Origin of the sequence: Rubrivivax gelatinosus IL144, assembly GCF_000284255.1 — a bacterium.
Taxonomy (GTDB): domain Bacteria; phylum Pseudomonadota; class Gammaproteobacteria; order Burkholderiales; family Burkholderiaceae_C; genus Rubrivivax; species Rubrivivax gelatinosus_A.
Genome location: NC_017075.1, coordinates 4,736,483 through 4,752,600, shown reverse-complemented (window position 1 = coordinate 4,752,600; position 16,118 = coordinate 4,736,483). Strand labels below are relative to the sequence as shown.

Here is a 16,118-nt window from a genome sequence, read left to right as displayed (position 1 = left end):
CATTTCGGCGTTTCCTCGTGCCGTCCTTGACCCGGGTCGTGTGCGCGTCACGCAATGTCGCGGCGAGGGTTCAAGTAAAGCCGCGCGGCGCCGAAATGGAGTCGATACCGCCGTCGTGCCCGGCATGACGGCCAACCGGACCACTTCTTCGATGTCGCAAACGATCGCCGTCCAGGATTTGCGGGTCGGGATGTACGTCCACCTCGATCTCGGGTGGATGTCGCACCCGTTCCCGCTGTCGAGCTTTCGCATCAGCTCTCCCGAGCAGATCGCGACGATCCGCTCGCTCGGGCTGCAGCGTCTGCGCTGGGCGCCGGAGCGCAGCGCGCTCGACGACGAGCCGCCCGCCGAGGCGCCGGCCGGCGCCGCCGCCACGCCGGCAGCGCCCTTCGACACGCCCGAGCAGCGCGCCGCCCGCCGCCGCCGCGAGGCGCTGGCCGCCCAGCGCGCCGCGGCGCAGCAGTGCGAGCGCCAGTACATCGAGGCCGGACGCGCCTGGCGCGATGCCCTGGACTCGGTGCCGCAGCGTCCCGAGCAGGCGCGTCTGACGACCGAGTCGCTGACCGGCGCGCTGCTGGACAAGATGCTGGTCGACGGCGAGATGTGCATCCGCCTGCTGAGCACCGGTGCCGGTGACCGCGCGACCGCGCACGCGCTCAACGTCGCCGTGATCTCGCTGCTGCTGGGCCGCGCCTTCGGCCTGGCGCGCGACGAGATGCTGGACCTGGGCGTCGGCGCGCTGCTGCACGACGTCGGCAAGATCGACATCCCCGACCGCCTGCACCACCTGGACGACGGCTTCACCAGCGCCGAACTCAACGCCTACCGCGACCACGTCGCGCGCGGCGTCGCGCAGGGCCGGCGCATGACGCTGGCGCCGGCGGCGCTGCTGGTGCTGGCCCAGCACCACGAACACGCCGACGGTTCGGGCTTCCCGATGCGGCTGACGGTCGAGCGCATGGCCACCGGGGCGCGCATCGTCGCGCTGGTCAACCGCTACGACAACCTCTGCAACCCGGCGCTGCTGGCCCGGGCGCTGACGCCGCACGAGGCGCTGTCGATCCTGTTCGCGCAGTCGCGCACCAAGTACGACCCGGCGATCCTCAACGCCTTCATCAAGATGATGGGCGTGTACCCGGCGGGTTCGGTGGTGCAGCTGTCCGACGAGCGCTACGCGATGGTCGTCAGCGTCAACTCCTCGCGCCCGCTGCGCCCGCGCCTGCTGGTGCACGACGCGCGCATCGCGCGCGACGAGGCGTTGTTCCTGGACCTGGAGACCGAGCCCGAGGTCGGCATCCGCCGCAGCCTGAGCCCGGCCAAGCTGCCGCGCGAGGCGCTGGAGTACCTGGCGCCGCGCCACCGCCTGACCTATTTCTTCGAGCCCGCGCCGACGCGCGCCGAGGTCGAGGCCCTGGACGAGGAGATCGGGGCGTGAACCTGATCGCTGCCTGGGCGCCGCTCCTCGACAGCCTGCCGATGGCCGGCTGGATCATCGAGCTCGCCGGGCAGACCGTGGTCGCCGCCAACCCCGAGGCCACGCGCCTGCTCGAGTCGCCCGTCGCCGAACTGCTCGGCCGCCGCGTGACCCAGTGGCTGGCCACGCCCGAGGACATCGCCTACTGGGCCGACATCGCCACCGGCCGCTACGCGCCGCTGCGCTCTGACAGCCTGGTTTGCACGCCCGGCGGCGGCACGCTGCCGGTCGAACGCCACGTGCAGCCGCTGCCCGGCGGCGCCGCCGGCGTGCCGACGCACGCCCTGGTGACGCTGCGCGACCGCAGCGGCGAACAGCGCGCCGAGGACGAACGCGAGGCCGTCGTCGCCGAACTGCAGGCGACGCTGGAATCGACCGGCGACGGCATCCTCGTCACCGACCTCGAAGGCCGGGTGCGCGCCTTCAACCGCCGCTTCGGCCAGATCTGGGCCGTGCCCGAGGAACTGCTGGAAGCGCGCGACAGCACCGGCATCCACGACTGGATGCGCCGGCGCACGCTGGACGCCGAAGGCTACGACCGCCGCCTGGCGGCACTGCGCGCGGCGCCGCTGCTGTCCTCGACCGAGCGGCTGGAGCTCGTCGAGGGCCAGACCGTGCAGCGCGTGACGCGCCCGCTGTGGGGCCGTGCCGGGCCGCAGGGCCGGGTCTATTCGTTCTCCGACCAGACCGAGCTGGTCAAGGTGCGCGCGCTGTCGGAGACGCTGTCCTCGCACGACGCGCTGACGCGCCTGCCCAACCGCACGCTGCTGGCCGAGAAGGTGGCCGAAGCCGCGCTGCGCTGGCGCCGCGAGCAGCAGCCGTTCGCGCTGCTGGTCGTCGACCTGGACCATTTCCGCCGCGTCAACGACAGCTTCGGCCAGCAGGTCGCCAACCGAGTGCTCTGCGAGGTCGCCGAGCGCATCGGCGCGGCGCTGCGCTCGCAGGACGTGCTGGCGCGCATCGGCGGCGACAACTTCGCCGCGCTGCTGCAGGACGCCGACCAGGCCAGCGCGCAGAAGGCCGTGCTGCGCGTGCTCAAGGTCGTCAACACCCAGCCTTTCGACGCCGACGGCACGCCGTTCTCGCTGACCTGCAGCGTCGGCATCGCGCTGTGCCCGCAGGACGGCCAGGCGCTGGACGACCTGGTGCGCCAGGCCGAGGCCGCGGTGCGCCGCGCCAAGGCCGCCGGCCGCGCCGGCTACCGCTTCGCCGAGCCGGTGCCCGGCGGCGACGCGCATTCGCACGTGCGCATGGTGCACGCGATGCGCGAGGCGCTGAAGGCCGGCCACTTCCGCCTGCACTACCAGCCGCAGATCCGCTTCCGCGACGGCGCCGTCTGCGGCGCCGAGGCGCTGCTGCGCTGGCGCGACCCGCAGTTGGGCGAGATCGCGCCGGCGGCGTTCATCCCCGTCGCCGAGGACAGCGGCTTCATCGTCACGCTGGGCAGTTGGGTGCTGTCGCAGGCGGTGCGCCAGGCGGCGCTGTGGCACGAGGCGGGCCGTTCGCTGACCGTGGCGATCAACGTCTCGGCGCTGCAGTTCCGCCAGCCCGACTTCGTCTCGCAGGTGGCCGACGTGCTGGCCGTCAGCGGCCTGCCGGCGCATCTGCTGGAGCTGGAGCTGACCGAGTCCATCCTCGTCGAGAAGGCCGACGAGGCGCTGGAGCGGCTGCAGGCGCTGGACCGCCTGGGCGTGCAGCTGGCGCTGGACGACTTCGGCACCGGCTACTCCTGCCTGGGTGCGCTCAAGCGCATGCCGATCGGGCGGCTGAAGATCGACCGCAGCTTCGTCGCCGGCCTGCCCGACGACGACACCGACGTCGGCCTGGTGCGCGCGATCAGCCAGCTCGCCCAGGCGCTGGGCAAGCGTGTCGTCGCCGAAGGCGTCGAGAACGAGGCCCAGCGGCGTTTCCTCGCCGAACTGGGCTGCGAGAGCTTCCAGGGCTTCCTCTACGCCCCGGCGATGGACCCGGCCTCGTTCGAGCGCCACCTGCCGCCGCCGCGCCCGCGGCCGATGCCGACCGCCGGCGGCCGCCACATCCGCCTCGTGCGCTGACGGGCGCGCCGTTTGCCGGCGTTGCGGGTTCGCCCGCGACGGGCGGCGCGGAGGTGCCCATGCTCGACGAGCTCGTGCTCGACCGCCTCGGCGGCCTGGCGCCCGCGGCCGCCCGGGCGCTGGCCGTCGAACTGCCCGACGGCCGCCGCGTCGGGCCGGGCGACGCCGCGGTGCTGCTGCGGGCGCGCTCCTGGCGTGCGCTGGCGCCGCTGCTGCGCGGGCGCATCGGCCGCATCGCGCGCGATTACGTCGAGGGCCGCGTCGAGCTCGAAGGGCCGATGCACCGCATCATCGAGCTCGCCGGCGAACTGGTGCCCGACACGGCCCCGACGGCCGCGTCGCGCGCCGGCCCGCTGGACTGGCTGCGTTCGGCCTGGCGCCACCGCCCGCAGCGCGACGCCTGGCAGGTGCGCCGCCACTACGACGTCTCCGACGCGTTCTATGCGCTGTGGCTGGACCCGCGGCGCGTCTATTCCTGCGCCTACTGGGCGCAGCCGGGGCTGACGCTGGCGCAGGCGCAGGAGGCCAAGCTGGAACTGGTGTGCCGCAAGCTGCTGCTGCGCCCGGGCCTGCGCCTGCTGGACATCGGCGCCGGCTGGGGCGCGCTGCTGCTGTGGGCCGCCGAGCACCACGGCGTCCAGGCCACCGGCATCACGCTGTCGCGCCACCAGCAGGCGCACGTCGAGCGCCTGATCGACGAGCGCGGGCTGCGCGGGCGGGTGCAGATGCGGCTGCTGGACTGGCGCGATCTGCCCGAAGACGAGCCCTGGGACCGCATCGCCTCGGTCGGCATGTTCGAGCACGTCGGCCGGGCGCGGCTGCCGGCCTACTTCGCCAAGATCCGCCGCCTGCTGGCGCCCGGCGGCCTGCTGCTGAACCACGGCATCACCGCCGGGGGCACGCGCAACGCCCAGCTCGGCGCCGGCATCGGCGACTTCGTCGAACGCCACATCTTCCCCGGCGGCGAGCTGCTGCACGTCTCGCACGTGCTGCGCGTGATGGCCGAGCAGGGGCTGGAGACGGTGGACATGGAGAACCTGCGGCCGCACTATGCGCGCACGCTGTGGAGCTGGTCCGACGCGCTGGAGGCGCGGCTGGAGGCGGCGCGCCGCGTCGCCGACGAGCGCACGCTGCGCGCCTTCCGCCTGTACCTGGCCGGCAGCGCGATGGGCTTCGAGCGCGGCTGGATGGCGCTGCACCAGTTGCTGGCCACGCGGCCCAGCGGCCGTCTGGGCGAAGGTGCGCTGCGCGGAGCACAATCGGCCTACCCGTTCAACCGCCAGTACGTCTACTCAGCCGGATGATCTACAAGTTCAAGAGCCAGGCCACCGGCGACCTGATCATGCTCGGGCCGCACGGCGACCGCGTGCTGCGCCTGATCGGGCGCGAGCCCGCGCCCAAGGGCATCATCGAGGTCGGCGCGATGGACGCCGCGATCGACGCGCTCGAACAGGCCGCCGTCGAGGACGACGAGGCCCGCCGCGAGGCGTCGGCCGGCGATGCGGGGGAGGCGGCGCGCGTCGCGCGCCAGGTCTCGCTGCGCAGCCGCGTCTGGCCGATGATCCAGATGCTGCGCCGCGCCCGCGAGGCCGACGAGCCGATCGTCTGGGGAGTCTGAGCCCGGCCCGGAGAAGGCCGGCGTGCGCGGTGCCGCGGCACCGGACCGAAGAGGGAACACGATGAAACTCTGGAGCGACAGCTGGACCAACGGCGACCGCATCCCGGCGCGCTACGCCGCCGGCCGTCTCGACGAGGCGGGGCAGGTCGGCTTCGGCGAGAACCTCAACCCGCACCTCGCCTGGAGCGACGTGCCGGCCGAGGCGCGCTCGCTGGTGCTGATCTGCCACGACTTCGACGTGCCCAGCCGTCCCGACGACGTCAACCAGCCCGACCGCGAGGTGCCGGCCGACCTCGAGCGCGTGGACTTCTTCCACTGGGTGCTCGTCGACCTGCCGCCGCGCCCGGCGGTCATCGCCGAGGGCGAGTACAGCCGCGGCTTCACGCCTCGCGGCAAACCCGGCCCGGATCTGCCCAACGGCGCGCGCCAGGGCCTGAACGACTACACCGGCTGGTTCGCGGGCGATGCCCAGTTCGCCGGCCAGTACCACGGCTACGACGGTCCGTTCCCGCCGTTCAACGACTCGCTGGTGCACCACTACGTGTTCACGCTCTACGCCGTCGTGCTCGACCGTCTGCCGGTCGAGGGCTCGTTCACCGGCCCGGTGGTGCGGCGTGCGCTGGCCGGCCACGTCTGCGCCGAAGCCACCTTCTCGGGTACCTACACGCTGAACCGGCGTCTCGTGCGGTGACGGTGCGCGCCGCCGACGGGGGCCGCGCATGAACGAGGCCACCCGCCTCGTCGTGCTGCGGCACGGGGAGACCGACTGGAACGTCGGCCAGCGCATCCAGGGGCAGCTCGACATCGGCCTGAACCGCGTCGGCCGCTGGCAGGCGGCGCGCGCCGCCGAGGCGCTGGCCGACGAAGGCCTGGAGGCGATCTACAGCAGCGACCTCCTGCGCGCTGCCGACACCGCGGCGGCGATCGGCGCCGTCGCCGGCCTGCCGGTGACGCCCGAGCCCGGGCTGCGCGAACGCGCCTTCGGCCGTTTCGAGGGCCAGGCCTTCCCGGAGATCGAGCAGCGCTGGCCCGAGGAGACGCTGCGCTGGCGCCGGCGCGACCCGCAATGGGGCCCCGAAGGCGGCGAGCGCCTGGTCGATTTCTACGGCCGTGTCGTGCCGACGGTGCTGGCGCTGGCCGCCCGCCACCCGGGGCAGACGATCGCCGTCGTCGCCCACGGCGGCGTGCTGGACTGCCTGTACCGCGCCGCGACACGCATCGCGCTGGACGCGCCGCGCACCTGGACGCTGGGCAACGCCAGCATCAACCGCCTGCTGCACGCCGACGGCGCGCTGGTGCTGGTCGGCTGGAACGACCACGGCCACCTCGAAGGTGGCCTGGACGACGCCTCGGCCTGAGCGCCGCGGCGCCGGCCGGCGGCCTCACTCGCTGCGCACCTCGCGCCAGGAGTTCTTCGCCGAGGGGATCGTCGGCTTGAGCGCCAGGTCCTTGGTGGTCGGGTCGCCGTTGGTCGTCTGCACCAGGCCGCGCACCTTGCCGTCGGTGGTGACGACGGCGTTGACCCCGGAAGCGTTGGCCACCGGCGAGATCTGGGTCGAGACGAAGCTCGAGTTCTCGTAGACCGAGCCGGTCTTGAAGTCGAGGATGTACAGCCACGACGAGGCGGTGCAGTCGGTCCGGCCGGCGACGTTGGTCGTGAACGCGATCGCGCCGTAGGCCACCGACGGGCTGGTGTTGGCCTGTTCACCGGCGGGCAGGTCCATGTACCAGCCGCGTTGCGTCGTCCAGTCGATGGCGTCGAAGCGTTCGTTGTCCGAGGCGTCGCCGTCCTTGTCGGTGATGGCGCCGTTGCCGGTGCTGGTGTTGCGCGTGTAGACGCGTTTGACCAGCGAGGCGCGCGCCCCGGTGCTGCCGGTGAGGCCCAGCGTGCTGCCGTCGGCGATGGCGTAGAAGGTCTGCACCCGGCTGCTGCCGAAGTCGCTGACGGCGAGCAGGCGCCCGGTGCCGATCAGGACGACGCGCCGGCTGTCGATGCCGACCAGTTCGGGCGCCGCCGTCACCGGCTGCAGGTTGCCGCTGGTGTCCTTGAGCACCGCCACCTTGACGACGGCGTTGGCGTTCGTCGGCTCGAGCGTCAGGTCGAAGCGCCAGAGGTTGCCCAGCAGGTCGCCGCCGTAGACGTAGCGCACCGTGCCGTCGTCCTCGAGGTAGCCGGAGACGTGCGCCAGGCCGGTGTCGCTGGCCGGCGAGCTGTCGCTCGTCACGTACTCGTTGACGACGGCGCCGGTGTCCTTGTCGAGCACGAACAGCCGGCCGCGGTTGTCGACGGTCGCGTTGTAGCCCGAGGTGACGATGACGCGGTAGTTCTCGCCGACCTTGGCGATGACGGGTTTGCCCAGCGTCTGGCCGACCTTGCTCGTGTAGCTGCTGGTCGACGCCCCCGGGAACTGCCACTTCACCCAGGAGGCGGCGTTGGCCTCGGTGTTGCTGCGGGGGTCGCTGACGTCCAGCGCGTAGTAGTTGCGGCCCGCCGCGCCCATGCCGGCGACGAGCAGCTTGCTCGACGTGCCGGTCTTGCCGATCACCGGCGTGCCGTCGAGCTGGGTCTTGAAGGTGTAGGCGCGCTTGGCGGTCTGGCCGATGTCGGGCAGCACCGCGTTGGGCACGAAGGCCCAGAGCTCGTCGCCGTCGAAGCTCACCGTGCCGTCGTTGGCGGTCGTCTTGGCGATGTCGAAGGCGTGCAGCATGCCTTCGCCCGAGGCGAGGTAGACGACGTTGTCGCTGCGGCTGATGACCGGCTCGGCGTTGATCACCGCGCCCATCAGGCTGGTGCGCCGGCGGTAGGTCGTGCCTTCGAGCGTGCGCGCGCCGCGCAGGTAGGCGAAGAGGTCCGCCGAGGTGCCGTAGACGGCGCTCGGGTTGACGGTGTCGCCGACGTTGGCGGCGGTGAAGGCGACGCCGCCGCTGCCGCTGTCGGTGGCGATCTGGCGCGGGTTGTCCGTCAGGTTGCGGGCGCGCAGCTGGGTGTCCGCGGACCAGGACGGCGCGGTCGCGATGACGGCGGTCGTGGCGTCGATCGTGTTGGCCGTCAGGTCGCCCGACCAGCCGGCCGGGTTGTAGGTCGCCATGTAGGCGTAGCCGTCGCCGCGCAGCAGGTTCACCGTGCTGACCGCGACCCCGCTCTGGGCACCGACGGCGCTCAGCATGTCGTTCATCGCGAGCTGGATGCGCTCGGCGGTCTCGGTCGGCGTCGACGCGGTGTACATCTTGCCGCGGCCGTTGATCGTCGCGTGCCAGAGGTCGTCGACCGCGGTCGGGCTGCGGTCCGAGCTCGGATTCGGCCAGGCCGAGGTCGTGGTCGGCACCGCCGTGTTCTCGTCGACGAAGATCGTGCCCTTGGCACCCAGCGTCATCGCGTAGGTGTTCAGGTGCAGGTTGGTGTTGGTGTCGGTGGTGGTCGCGGGCACCTTGCCGGTGGCGAAGGTGCTGTTGAGGTTGATCGTGTAGTAGGCGAGCGCCAGATCGGCCAGCGTGTTGCTGTAGATCGTCTCGTAGGGCGCGCCGGTGCCGTAGGTCGACTGGTCGTAGCTCGGCGGCGAGACGCTGTTGGCGTAGGCGAAGCCGTCGGTGACGACGAAGACGTTGTTGCGCTGGCAGGCGTACTGGATGACGCTGCTGTTGCCGGTGAACTGGCCGCCGATGTACTTCAGCGTCTCGCGCGTCGGCGTGCCGCCGCTGGAGGGGTTCGCGTAGAAGATGCCGGCCAGCCGCCGACCGTTGGTCGAGGCGCTCGTCGAGTCGATGTCGTACATCGTGACGCTGGCCTGGTTGTTGAAGTTGACCACGCCCATGCGCAGGCCGGTCAGCGACTCCAGCACCTGGCCGCTGGCGGCGCTGAGCATCAGCTTGCGCTTGCGGTAGTACTGGAACCAGTTGGCGAAGTTCTGGATCGCGGCGTTGTATTCGGCGGTCGTCGAGTAGTTCGCCGCCTTGATCTCGTGGCGCTGGAGCTTGGCGCCGTCGGGGGCGTCGACGCAGGTCGCGCCGGTCGGGCAGGTCGCCGACGACAGCTTGGTGTAGTAGGTCGCCGGGTAGTAGGACATCCAGACGCGCTGCGGCGTCGACGAGGTCACCGTGAAGGTGCTCGACGCGGAGTTCGGCGAACTGCAGACGCTGCCGGAGTTGTAGTTGCAGTAGCGCGCGCCCGACGGGATCTTCATGCCCTTCAACGCGATGAAGGTGCGGTTGAGCTGCGTGGAGTCGAAGGACGACGGGATCGTGACGTTGGTCGTCAGGTCCATCGACGAGGCGTACAGCGGGTGCGACTTGGCCGACGACGCTGTCGCGTTGCCGAACTCCTGCACCGCGCTGCCGATGTAGGCCGGCGACCAGGGTTTGTAGGTGACGCCGGGGTTGTAGTACAGCGGGTTGTACGCGGACGATCGCAGCCAGGCGAAGTCGTCGCTCGGCATGATCGCGAAATGGTCGTTGGTGCTGTCGGTCAGCTCGCGCTCGCCGTCGCCCGAGCCGTTGGGAAACAGGTAGGCGAGCTTGCGGTACTGGGTGCTGGACGTGCCGGCGTCGTAGAAGATCGGCTGGCCCGCGCTGTAGCCGGTGCTGTTGGTGGTGTCCCACCAGAACGCGCCGTCGTTGGTCTTGAGCATGACCTCGAAGTCCATCGACCCCGAGTCGTCGAGGCCCCAGATGACGTTCGGCTTGGCCAGCACCGAGGCCTTCAGCGGCAGCTCGGCGATGTCGGTGGCCGACGCGGTGGCCGCGGCCAGCAGCACGGCCAGCGCGGCGGCGGACGTGGAGAACTGCAGGACGGACTTCATCGTTCGGCCCTTGCTCATTTGGTCACGAGAGACTGCACGGTGACGACGGTGCCCTTCGGGCCCTCGACGCGCACCGTGATGCGGAACTGCTTGGAGTTGGGCGGCTCGAGCTCTTCGGACCCGGCGACCCGGCTCTTGGGCTGGGGAATCTGCTTGACCAGGCATTCGCGCAGCGGGTAGTCCACGTCGGCGACGGTGCAGGCGCGCTCGACGACGTAGCGCACCGTGTTGGCGCCGACGGCGATCGAAGGCGCGTTGCTCCAGGTGACGTTCGGCACGCCCTTGCTGTCCTTGGCCACTTCGACCGGCGAGTACCAGTTGTTGGCGGCCATCTGCTCGTTGCTCAGGTTCCTGACGGCCGTGAACGCGGTGTTCAGACCGATCTCGCTGGCCTGCAGCGCCGACTCGTGGAAGGCGACGTTGCCGCCGGCGATCGTGCTGGCCTCGGTCATGCGCGCCAGCACCAGGCCGCCCAGCAGCATCACGGTCAGCAGGATCAGCACGACGACCATCGTCACGCCACGCTCGGCGCGGCGCTTCAGGCGGCGCAGGGCACGCTTCATCGGCCTTACCAGACGAAGTTGCGCAGCGGGACGACGACGGTCTCGCTGCGGTAGTGGTAGCACTGCCAGTTGGCGACGTCGGGTTCGACCTCGGTATCGGGGTCGAACGGGTCCGTGGGCTTGCTGGCGCTGGCTTCGCACGAGCCGCCGGCGCGCGGCCGCTCGGGCTGGGCGTTGCGCACCACGACGCCGAAACGCACCGCGCGGATGCGGTCGACGAGGGTGCCCGAGACGGCGGCCCAGGTGTTCGTCGCGTCGACCCAGCTCAGGTCGTTGCTGGTGGCGTTGGTCGCGACGCCGTACTGGGCGCGGAAGGACATCACGTTGCGCAGCAGCGTCGACGAGGTGCCGGTGATGGGCTGCTCGTACAGCAGCGTCGTGCCGTCGAGCCGGTAGCGGCGCCAGTTCAGCGTGCCCAGGACGACGATGCGGTCCTTGTTGGTCTCGGTGAACGCGGGCGTGTTCGTGAACGCCGCCTTGTTGTAGTCGTTGGTGTTGGCGAAGGCGAAGGTCAGCGGCGAGTCGTTTGTGGCCGCGGTGACGGAGGTGACGCCGCGCACCAGGCAGGGTTCGCTGCTCGAGCCGGCCGAGCCGGGGATCAGCATCACCAGCTGATCGACCGCTGCCGTCAGCAGCGACTGGGTCTGCGCGCTGGTGGCGCCGGCGGTGCCCGACAGCAACACGTCGGCGCCGCCGTCGATGCTGCTCGCGAAGACGAGGTCGACCTGGTCGTTGTGCGTGCCGTGCGTGATCAACATCGGCGAGAAGGCCGTGCCGTCGAAGAGCTTGGTCGCCCTGTACGACAGGTGCATCTTGTGACAGGCGAACTGCGAGACGTTGTTCGAGTCGCGCGTGCCGAAGAATCCCAGGCCCGCCGAGGACGCGTCGTCCTTGAGCGTGGCCATCGCCGTCGTCAGGTTGATGGCGACGCCGCCGGAGCCGATGCCCTGGCGTTGCGAGGCCGTGAAGGTGCGGGCGCTGCCGGCTGCGGCGAGGCTGATGATCAGCGCGATCACCATGCCGACCATGACCTCGATGATCGACAGGCCGCGCTGCGAACGCAGCCCGCGGCGGCGCGCCTCAGACATAGGTGCTGGCCTCCATGCGGCGCGTGGTGTCGCTGGCCCCGCTCTCGCGGCTGCCCTTGCCGGTCCAGGTGATGACGATCTTCATCTGGTGCTTGGTGGCGTCGTAGGTCACCGTCACCGCGCCGTCGGGCAGGGTGCCGGCGACACGCGTCTTCAGCCCCTCGGCATAGGTCTTGGCGGCATCGCTCGCGCAGGTGCCGGCGGTCGGCAGCAGGTAGCACCCTGGATTGCCCGAGTCGACCATCGCGGTGCTCAGCAGTTCGCTGCCGAACTGCACGGCCTTGACGCGCTGGTCGGCCTCGGTGCCGTAGCTCAGCGAGCGGGCCTGCAGCCGCGTCAGGCCGAGCAGGCCGATCGACAGGATGGCCAGGGCGATCAGCGCGTCGATCAGGCCGAATCCCGCCTGGCGGCGAAGCTGTGGCGTGCGCATCAGCAGGTCCCGGTGTTGTCGCCGCACAGCCGGATCGCGCCGCCGCCTTCGACGCGCAGGCCGGGGCAGCGCAGGTCGGCCGAGCAGGTCTGGTCGGGCAGCCCGAGGTCGATCGACGCGTCGGCGGCGATCATGCCGCGGCCGTTGAAGCTGATCGTCTTGGCCTCGGAGGCGGCGACGCTGCCGGACAGCGTGACGGTGCGCAGCGTCGTGTTGCCGCCGACGTCGGTCACGGTCACCGTCGAACCGTCGATGCCCAGGCGCACCGTACCGTTGCGCTTGAGCGCCTCGCTCTGCGCGTACAGGGCCTGCGTGTAGAGCACGTTGCCGGCCTCGCGCAGGCGCGAGTTGGAGACGAACTCGGCGAAGTGCGGCGCGGCTGCGAGCATCAGCATCGCGCCGATGGCCAGTGCCACCATCAGTTCGATCAGCGTCAGGCCGCGGCGCTTCAGGTGTCGCATACCGTGCCCTTGGTGCTCCAGCAGGTCAGCGTGGTGCTCTTGTAGGTCGTCGTGCGCGCGCCGCTGGCGTTGATCGTGAAGGTGAAGTCGGAGACCGTGCCGGTGCCCGTGGCCGTGGCGGTGAAACCCTGGCCGCTGTTGGTGAGTTCGCAGCTCAGCGTGAAGTTGTTGACGTTGCTCGGCGTGAACGCGCAGTTGCCGTTGCTGCCGTAGCTGCCCACGTCCTGGTAGCGCTGCTCCATGCGCGTGGCGAAGGCCGACAGCGCATCCAGGCCGACCGGGATCTTCGAGCGGCGCACGTAGCTGTTGTAGGAGGGCAGCGCGACGGCAGCCAGGATGGCCAGGATGGCCAGCGCGATCATCAGTTCGATCAGCGTGAAACCGGCGCGCGCGGCGGGGCGTGAACGGAGCGTCATCGGGGTCTCGGTCGTGTCGGCATCGAACGGCGCCAGCGGCGGCGGTGCGGACGGGCGTGCGACCGGGCCATCCGCTCCCACGGGACATCGGCGTCCGGCGATGTGGCTTGAGGCAGTATGCCGGCGAGGTCGTTACCGACTGTTAACCGGCCGCGCCGCGCGTGACGCCCTTCACACCGCGGCCCCGCGGGCGCACTTCAGTTGACGCCGAACAGGTCGCCCCCGGCGCGCTGCGGCGGCGCGAGGCCCAGGTGGCGGTAGGCGGCGAGCGTCGCGACGCGGCCGCGCGGCGTGCGCTGCAGGTAGCCCTGCTGGATCAGGTAGGGCTCGATGACGTCCTCGATCGTGCCCGACTCCTCGCCGATCGCCGCGGCGACGTTGTCCAGGCCCACCGGGCCGCCGTCGAAGCGGTGGATCACCGCCTCCAGCAGCTTGCGGTCCATGACGTCGAAGCCCAGCGGGTCGACGTCCAGCAGCGCCAGCGCCTTGTCGGCGATCGGCGCATCGATGCGGCCGTCGCCCTTGACCTGGGCGTAGTCGCGCACGCGGCGCAGCAGCCGGTTGGCGATGCGCGGCGTGCCGCGCGAGCGCCGCGCGACTTCCAGCGCGCCGGCCGGGTCGACCTCGACGCCGAGCAGCCCGGCCGAGCGCGTGACGATGCGCGTCAGCTCGTCGGAGGTATAGAACTCCAGCCGCGCGACGATGCCGAAGCGGTCGCGCAGCGGGTTGGTCAGCATGCCGGCGCGCGTGGTGGCGCCGACCAGCGTGAAGGGCTGCAGGTCGAGCTTGATCGAACGCGCCGCCGGGCCGTCGCCGATCATGATGTCGATCTGGTAGTCCTCCAGCGCCGGGTAGAGGATCTCCTCGACGACCGGCGACAGGCGGTGGATCTCGTCGATGAACAGCACGTCGTTCTTCTCGAGATTGGTCAGGATCGCCGCCAGGTCGCGCGGCTTCTCCAGCACCGGGCCCGAGGTCTGGCGCAGGTTGACGCCCAGTTCCGCGGCGACGATGTGCGCCAGCGTCGTCTTGCCCAGCCCCGGCGGGCCGAACAGCAGCACGTGGTCCAGCGCCTCGGCGCGGCCGCGTGCGGCGTGGATGAAGATCTCCAGCTGCTCGCGTGCACGCGCCTGGCCGACGTACTCGTCCAGCACCTTGGGTCGCAGCGCACGCTCGATCGCCTCCTCGTTGGGCGAGGCGGGGGCGGCGCTGACCACGCGCGGGGCCGGGGGAGTGCCGAAGTCGTCGGTCTTGATCGCCATGTGGGCGGATTATGGCGAGCTAGACTGCCCGACCCGGTGGCCGCGTCGGCCGCCGCCGACGACCTAAGGAGTGTTTCCGATGAACCGTACCGCCGCCGCCGCGATCGGCGTGCTGATGAGCCTGGCCGCAGCGGCCGCCTCGGCGCAGACCACCGTCAAGGACGCCTGGATCCGCGGCACCGTCGCCCAGCAGAAGGCGACCGGCCTGTTCGCCCAGATCAGCTCGGTGCAGGGTTCGCGCCTGGTCGGCGTCTCCTCGCCGGTGGCCGGCGTCGCCGAGGTCCACGAGATGGCGATGGAAGGCAACGTGATGAAGATGCGTGCGCTGCCCAACGGCCTGGCGCTGCCGGCCGGCCAGACCGTCGAGCTCAAGCCCGGCGGCTACCACGTGATGCTCATGGATCTGAAGCAGCCGCTGGAAGCCGGCGCGACGGTGCCGGTGACGCTGGTCTTCGAAGGCGCCGACAAGAAGCGCGAGAGCGTCGAGCTGCAAGTGCCGGTGAAGGCGATGAACGCCGCGATGCCGGCGATGAAGCACAGCGGTCACTGAGTCCGGCGAGCGAGGTCCGCTGATCCCCGCGCGACCCAGCTTCCCGCCACGGACCGGCTCCGCCGGTCCGTTGGCGGACGGCCCCCTCGGGGGGTAGCGAGCGAAAGCGAGCTCGGGGGCTAACGGTTCAAGGCTTTCAGGGCCAGCTTGATGCCCTCGCTGACCCCGACGTCCTTGGGCAGCGCCTTGGCCGCCGCCTGCGCCTCGCGCTCGTTGTAGCCCAGCGCCATCAGCGCCTGCACGATGTCGGCATGGGCGTCGCCGGCGCCGCCGGCGGCCGAGGGCAGGCCCAGGTCGGGCGCGAGCTTGCCCTTCAACTCCAGCAGCACGCGTTCGGCGGTCTTCTTGCCGATGCCCGGCACCTTGACGAGGCGCGCGCCGTCCTGCGCCGCGACGGCCTGCGACAGCTCGGCCACCGACAGCCCCGACAGCAGCGCCAGCGCCATGCGCGGGCCGACGCCGCTGATCTTGACCAGCAGCCGGAAGGTCGCGCGTTCGCTCGCTGTGAGAAAGCCGAAGAGCTGCTGCGCGTCCTCGCGTACGACGAACTCGGTCAGCAGCACGACGCGCTCGCCGAGCGCGGGCAGGTGGTAGAACGTGCTCATCGGCACGTCGACCTCGTAGCCGACGCCGCCGACGTCGACGAGCAGCTGCGGGGGATTCTTTTCGGCCAGCGTGCCGGAGAGTCGTCCGATCATGGCCGCGATTGTCGCCGCGCCGGGCCGCGGGCCCGGCGGGGGATCAGCGGAACAGGCCCTGGCGCTGCGCCTCGAGCGCGGCCTCGGCGCGCGAGCTCACGTTGAGCTTGCGGTAGATCTGCTTGACGTAGTCGGCGATCGTGTGGCGCGACAGGCCCAGCTGCACGCCGATCTCGGGCAGCGTGTAGCCCTTGGCCACGCGCAGCAGCACTTCGCTCTCGCGGTCGGTCAGCTGCACGTGCGGCAGCAGCGAGGTCTGCGGCTTCGCCTTCTGCGTGAAGTGGGCCATCATGCGCCGCGCGATCGACGGCGACAGCGGCGGCTCGCCCTGGCTGATGCGCTGCAACTGCTCGACGATCAGCTCGCGCGGCTGCTCCTTCAGGATGTAGCCGAAGGCGCCGGCCTGCAGCGCCGGGAACAGGTGCTCGTCGTCGTCGTGGATCGTGACCACGACCGACTGGGCGTCGGGCTGCACGTCGCGCAGCTTGGTGACGACATCGACGCCGCTGCCGTCGGGCAGGCCCAGGTCGATCAGCGCGAGTTCGAACTTGACGGCCGCGGCCAGCGAGATCGCGTCCTGGACGCGGGCGCTTTCCGAGATCTGGGCGGTCGGGAAGACCTGGAGCACCAGCTTGCGCATCCAGGCGCGGATCTCGGGCAGGTCTTCGAGCAGCAGGACGTTCTTCATGGAATCGGGCTCGTTCGGGC

16 protein-coding genes are annotated in these 16,118 nt (G+C 71.1%); 7 read left to right on the top strand and 9 right to left on the bottom strand.

Translation table 11 applies throughout. From position 1 onward, the window contains the following. Positions 1 to 151 precede the first annotated feature (151 nt). The 6 genes from RGE_RS21660 to RGE_RS21635 all read left to right on the top strand — a co-directional run bounded on the left by RGE_RS21660 (position 152) and on the right by RGE_RS21635 (position 6,504). Complete coding sequence (locus RGE_RS21660) at positions 152 to 1,435, top strand: HD-GYP domain-containing protein (RefSeq protein ID WP_014430620.1); 1,284 nt, start codon at positions 152 to 154, stop codon at positions 1,433 to 1,435. Next, positions 1,432 to 3,528 (top strand): putative bifunctional diguanylate cyclase/phosphodiesterase, encoded by a 2,097-nt coding sequence (locus RGE_RS21655; protein ID WP_014430619.1) that lies wholly within the window; start codon positions 1,432 to 1,434, stop codon positions 3,526 to 3,528. Before RGE_RS21660 ends, RGE_RS21655 begins: the two co-directional genes overlap by 4 nt. Before the next feature lie 59 nt (positions 3,529 to 3,587). After that, positions 3,588 to 4,832 carry a class I SAM-dependent methyltransferase gene (locus tag RGE_RS21650; RefSeq protein WP_014430618.1) on the top strand — a complete coding sequence of 415 codons (1,245 nt, stop codon included), beginning with the start codon at positions 3,588 to 3,590 and terminating at the stop codon, positions 4,830 to 4,832. Next, positions 4,829 to 5,146 (top strand): DUF1840 domain-containing protein, encoded by a 318-nt coding sequence (locus tag RGE_RS21645; protein ID WP_014430617.1) that lies wholly within the window; start codon positions 4,829 to 4,831, stop codon positions 5,144 to 5,146. The genes RGE_RS21650 and RGE_RS21645 overlap by 4 nt, the downstream gene beginning before the upstream one ends. A gap of 61 nt (positions 5,147 to 5,207) precedes the next feature. Beyond that, positions 5,208 to 5,837, top strand: a complete 630-nt coding sequence (locus RGE_RS21640; RefSeq protein WP_014430616.1) for a YbhB/YbcL family Raf kinase inhibitor-like protein — start codon at positions 5,208 to 5,210, stop codon at positions 5,835 to 5,837. A gap of 28 nt (positions 5,838 to 5,865) precedes the next feature. After that, positions 5,866 to 6,504, top strand: a complete 639-nt coding sequence (locus RGE_RS21635; RefSeq protein WP_014430615.1) for a histidine phosphatase family protein — start codon at positions 5,866 to 5,868, stop codon at positions 6,502 to 6,504. Positions 6,505 to 6,528: 24 nt separating this feature from the next. Here RGE_RS21635 and RGE_RS21630 read toward each other — a convergent pair whose 3' ends face one another. The 7 genes from RGE_RS21630 to ruvB all read right to left on the bottom strand — a co-directional run bounded on the left by RGE_RS21630 (position 6,529) and on the right by ruvB (position 14,162). Further along, positions 6,529 to 9,942: a pilus assembly protein gene (locus tag RGE_RS21630; protein WP_014430614.1), complete on the bottom strand. Its 3,414-nt coding sequence runs from the start codon at positions 9,940 to 9,942 to the stop codon at positions 6,529 to 6,531. Between the two features lie 14 nt (positions 9,943 to 9,956). After that, positions 9,957 to 10,505, bottom strand: coding sequence for a pilus assembly PilX family protein (locus RGE_RS21625; RefSeq protein WP_014430613.1), 549 nt, complete (start codon positions 10,503 to 10,505; stop codon positions 9,957 to 9,959). A gap of 5 nt (positions 10,506 to 10,510) precedes the next feature. Next, positions 10,511 to 11,593 carry a PilW family protein gene (locus RGE_RS21620; protein WP_014430612.1) on the bottom strand — a complete coding sequence of 361 codons (1,083 nt, stop codon included), beginning with the start codon at positions 11,591 to 11,593 and terminating at the stop codon, positions 10,511 to 10,513. Then, complete coding sequence (pilV, locus tag RGE_RS21615) at positions 11,586 to 12,023, bottom strand: type IV pilus modification protein PilV (RefSeq protein ID WP_014430611.1); 438 nt, start codon at positions 12,021 to 12,023, stop codon at positions 11,586 to 11,588. The genes RGE_RS21620 and pilV overlap by 8 nt, the downstream gene beginning before the upstream one ends. Beyond that, a complete protein-coding gene (locus RGE_RS21610) occupies positions 12,023 to 12,484 on the bottom strand; it encodes a GspH/FimT family pseudopilin (protein ID WP_014430610.1) in 462 nt (153 codons plus the stop codon). The genes pilV and RGE_RS21610 overlap by 1 nt, the downstream gene beginning before the upstream one ends. Next, positions 12,472 to 12,900, bottom strand: coding sequence for a type IV pilin protein (locus tag RGE_RS21605; protein ID WP_014430609.1), 429 nt, complete (start codon positions 12,898 to 12,900; stop codon positions 12,472 to 12,474). Before RGE_RS21605 ends, RGE_RS21610 begins: the two co-directional genes overlap by 13 nt. Positions 12,901 to 13,097: 197 nt before the next feature. Continuing rightward, positions 13,098 to 14,162, bottom strand: a complete 1,065-nt coding sequence (ruvB, locus tag RGE_RS21600; RefSeq protein ID WP_014430608.1) for a Holliday junction branch migration DNA helicase RuvB — start codon at positions 14,160 to 14,162, stop codon at positions 13,098 to 13,100. A 79-nt stretch (positions 14,163 to 14,241) separates the two neighbouring features. Here ruvB and RGE_RS21595 point away from each other — a divergent pair, with 79 nt between their 5' ends. Further along, complete coding sequence (locus tag RGE_RS21595; RefSeq protein WP_014430607.1) at positions 14,242 to 14,712, top strand: copper chaperone PCu(A)C; 471 nt, start codon at positions 14,242 to 14,244, stop codon at positions 14,710 to 14,712. A 119-nt stretch (positions 14,713 to 14,831) separates the two neighbouring features. Here RGE_RS21595 and ruvA read toward each other — a convergent pair whose 3' ends face one another. Then, positions 14,832 to 15,410, bottom strand: a complete 579-nt coding sequence (gene ruvA / locus RGE_RS21590; protein ID WP_014430606.1) for a Holliday junction branch migration protein RuvA — start codon at positions 15,408 to 15,410, stop codon at positions 14,832 to 14,834. A 43-nt stretch (positions 15,411 to 15,453) separates the two neighbouring features. Continuing rightward, a complete protein-coding gene (gene embR, locus RGE_RS21585) occupies positions 15,454 to 16,098 on the bottom strand; it encodes a response regulator transcription factor EmbR (protein WP_014430605.1) in 645 nt (214 codons plus the stop codon). Positions 16,099 to 16,118 lie beyond the last annotated feature (20 nt).

Bases quoted from the DNA above. Each gene is read 5' to 3' on its own strand.
- RGE_RS21660 (WP_014430620.1), top strand. From the start codon at position 152: ATGTCGCAAACGATCGCCGTCCAGGATTTGCGGGTCGGGATGTACGTC.
- RGE_RS21650 (WP_014430618.1), top strand. From the start codon at position 3,588: ATGCTCGACGAGCTCGTGCTCGACCGCCTCGGCGGCCTGGCGCCCGCG.
- RGE_RS21645 (WP_014430617.1), top strand. From the start codon at position 4,829: ATGATCTACAAGTTCAAGAGCCAGGCCACCGGCGACCTGATCATGCTC.
- RGE_RS21640 (WP_014430616.1), top strand. From the start codon at position 5,208: ATGAAACTCTGGAGCGACAGCTGGACCAACGGCGACCGCATCCCGGCG.
- RGE_RS21635 (WP_014430615.1), top strand. From the start codon at position 5,866: ATGAACGAGGCCACCCGCCTCGTCGTGCTGCGGCACGGGGAGACCGAC.
- RGE_RS21630 (WP_014430614.1), bottom strand. From the start codon at position 9,942: ATGAAGTCCGTCCTGCAGTTCTCCACGTCCGCCGCCGCGCTGGCCGTG.
- RGE_RS21625 (WP_014430613.1), bottom strand. From the start codon at position 10,505: ATGAAGCGTGCCCTGCGCCGCCTGAAGCGCCGCGCCGAGCGTGGCGTG.
- RGE_RS21620 (WP_014430612.1), bottom strand. From the start codon at position 11,593: ATGTCTGAGGCGCGCCGCCGCGGGCTGCGTTCGCAGCGCGGCCTGTCG.
- pilV (WP_014430611.1), bottom strand. From the start codon at position 12,023: ATGCGCACGCCACAGCTTCGCCGCCAGGCGGGATTCGGCCTGATCGAC.
- RGE_RS21610 (WP_014430610.1), bottom strand. From the start codon at position 12,484: ATGCGACACCTGAAGCGCCGCGGCCTGACGCTGATCGAACTGATGGTG.
- RGE_RS21605 (WP_014430609.1), bottom strand. From the start codon at position 12,900: ATGACGCTCCGTTCACGCCCCGCCGCGCGCGCCGGTTTCACGCTGATC.
- ruvB (WP_014430608.1), bottom strand. From the start codon at position 14,162: ATGGCGATCAAGACCGACGACTTCGGCACTCCCCCGGCCCCGCGCGTG.
- RGE_RS21595 (WP_014430607.1), top strand. From the start codon at position 14,242: ATGAACCGTACCGCCGCCGCCGCGATCGGCGTGCTGATGAGCCTGGCC.
- ruvA (WP_014430606.1), bottom strand. From the start codon at position 15,410: ATGATCGGACGACTCTCCGGCACGCTGGCCGAAAAGAATCCCCCGCAG.
- embR (WP_014430605.1), bottom strand. From the start codon at position 16,098: ATGAAGAACGTCCTGCTGCTCGAAGACCTGCCCGAGATCCGCGCCTGG.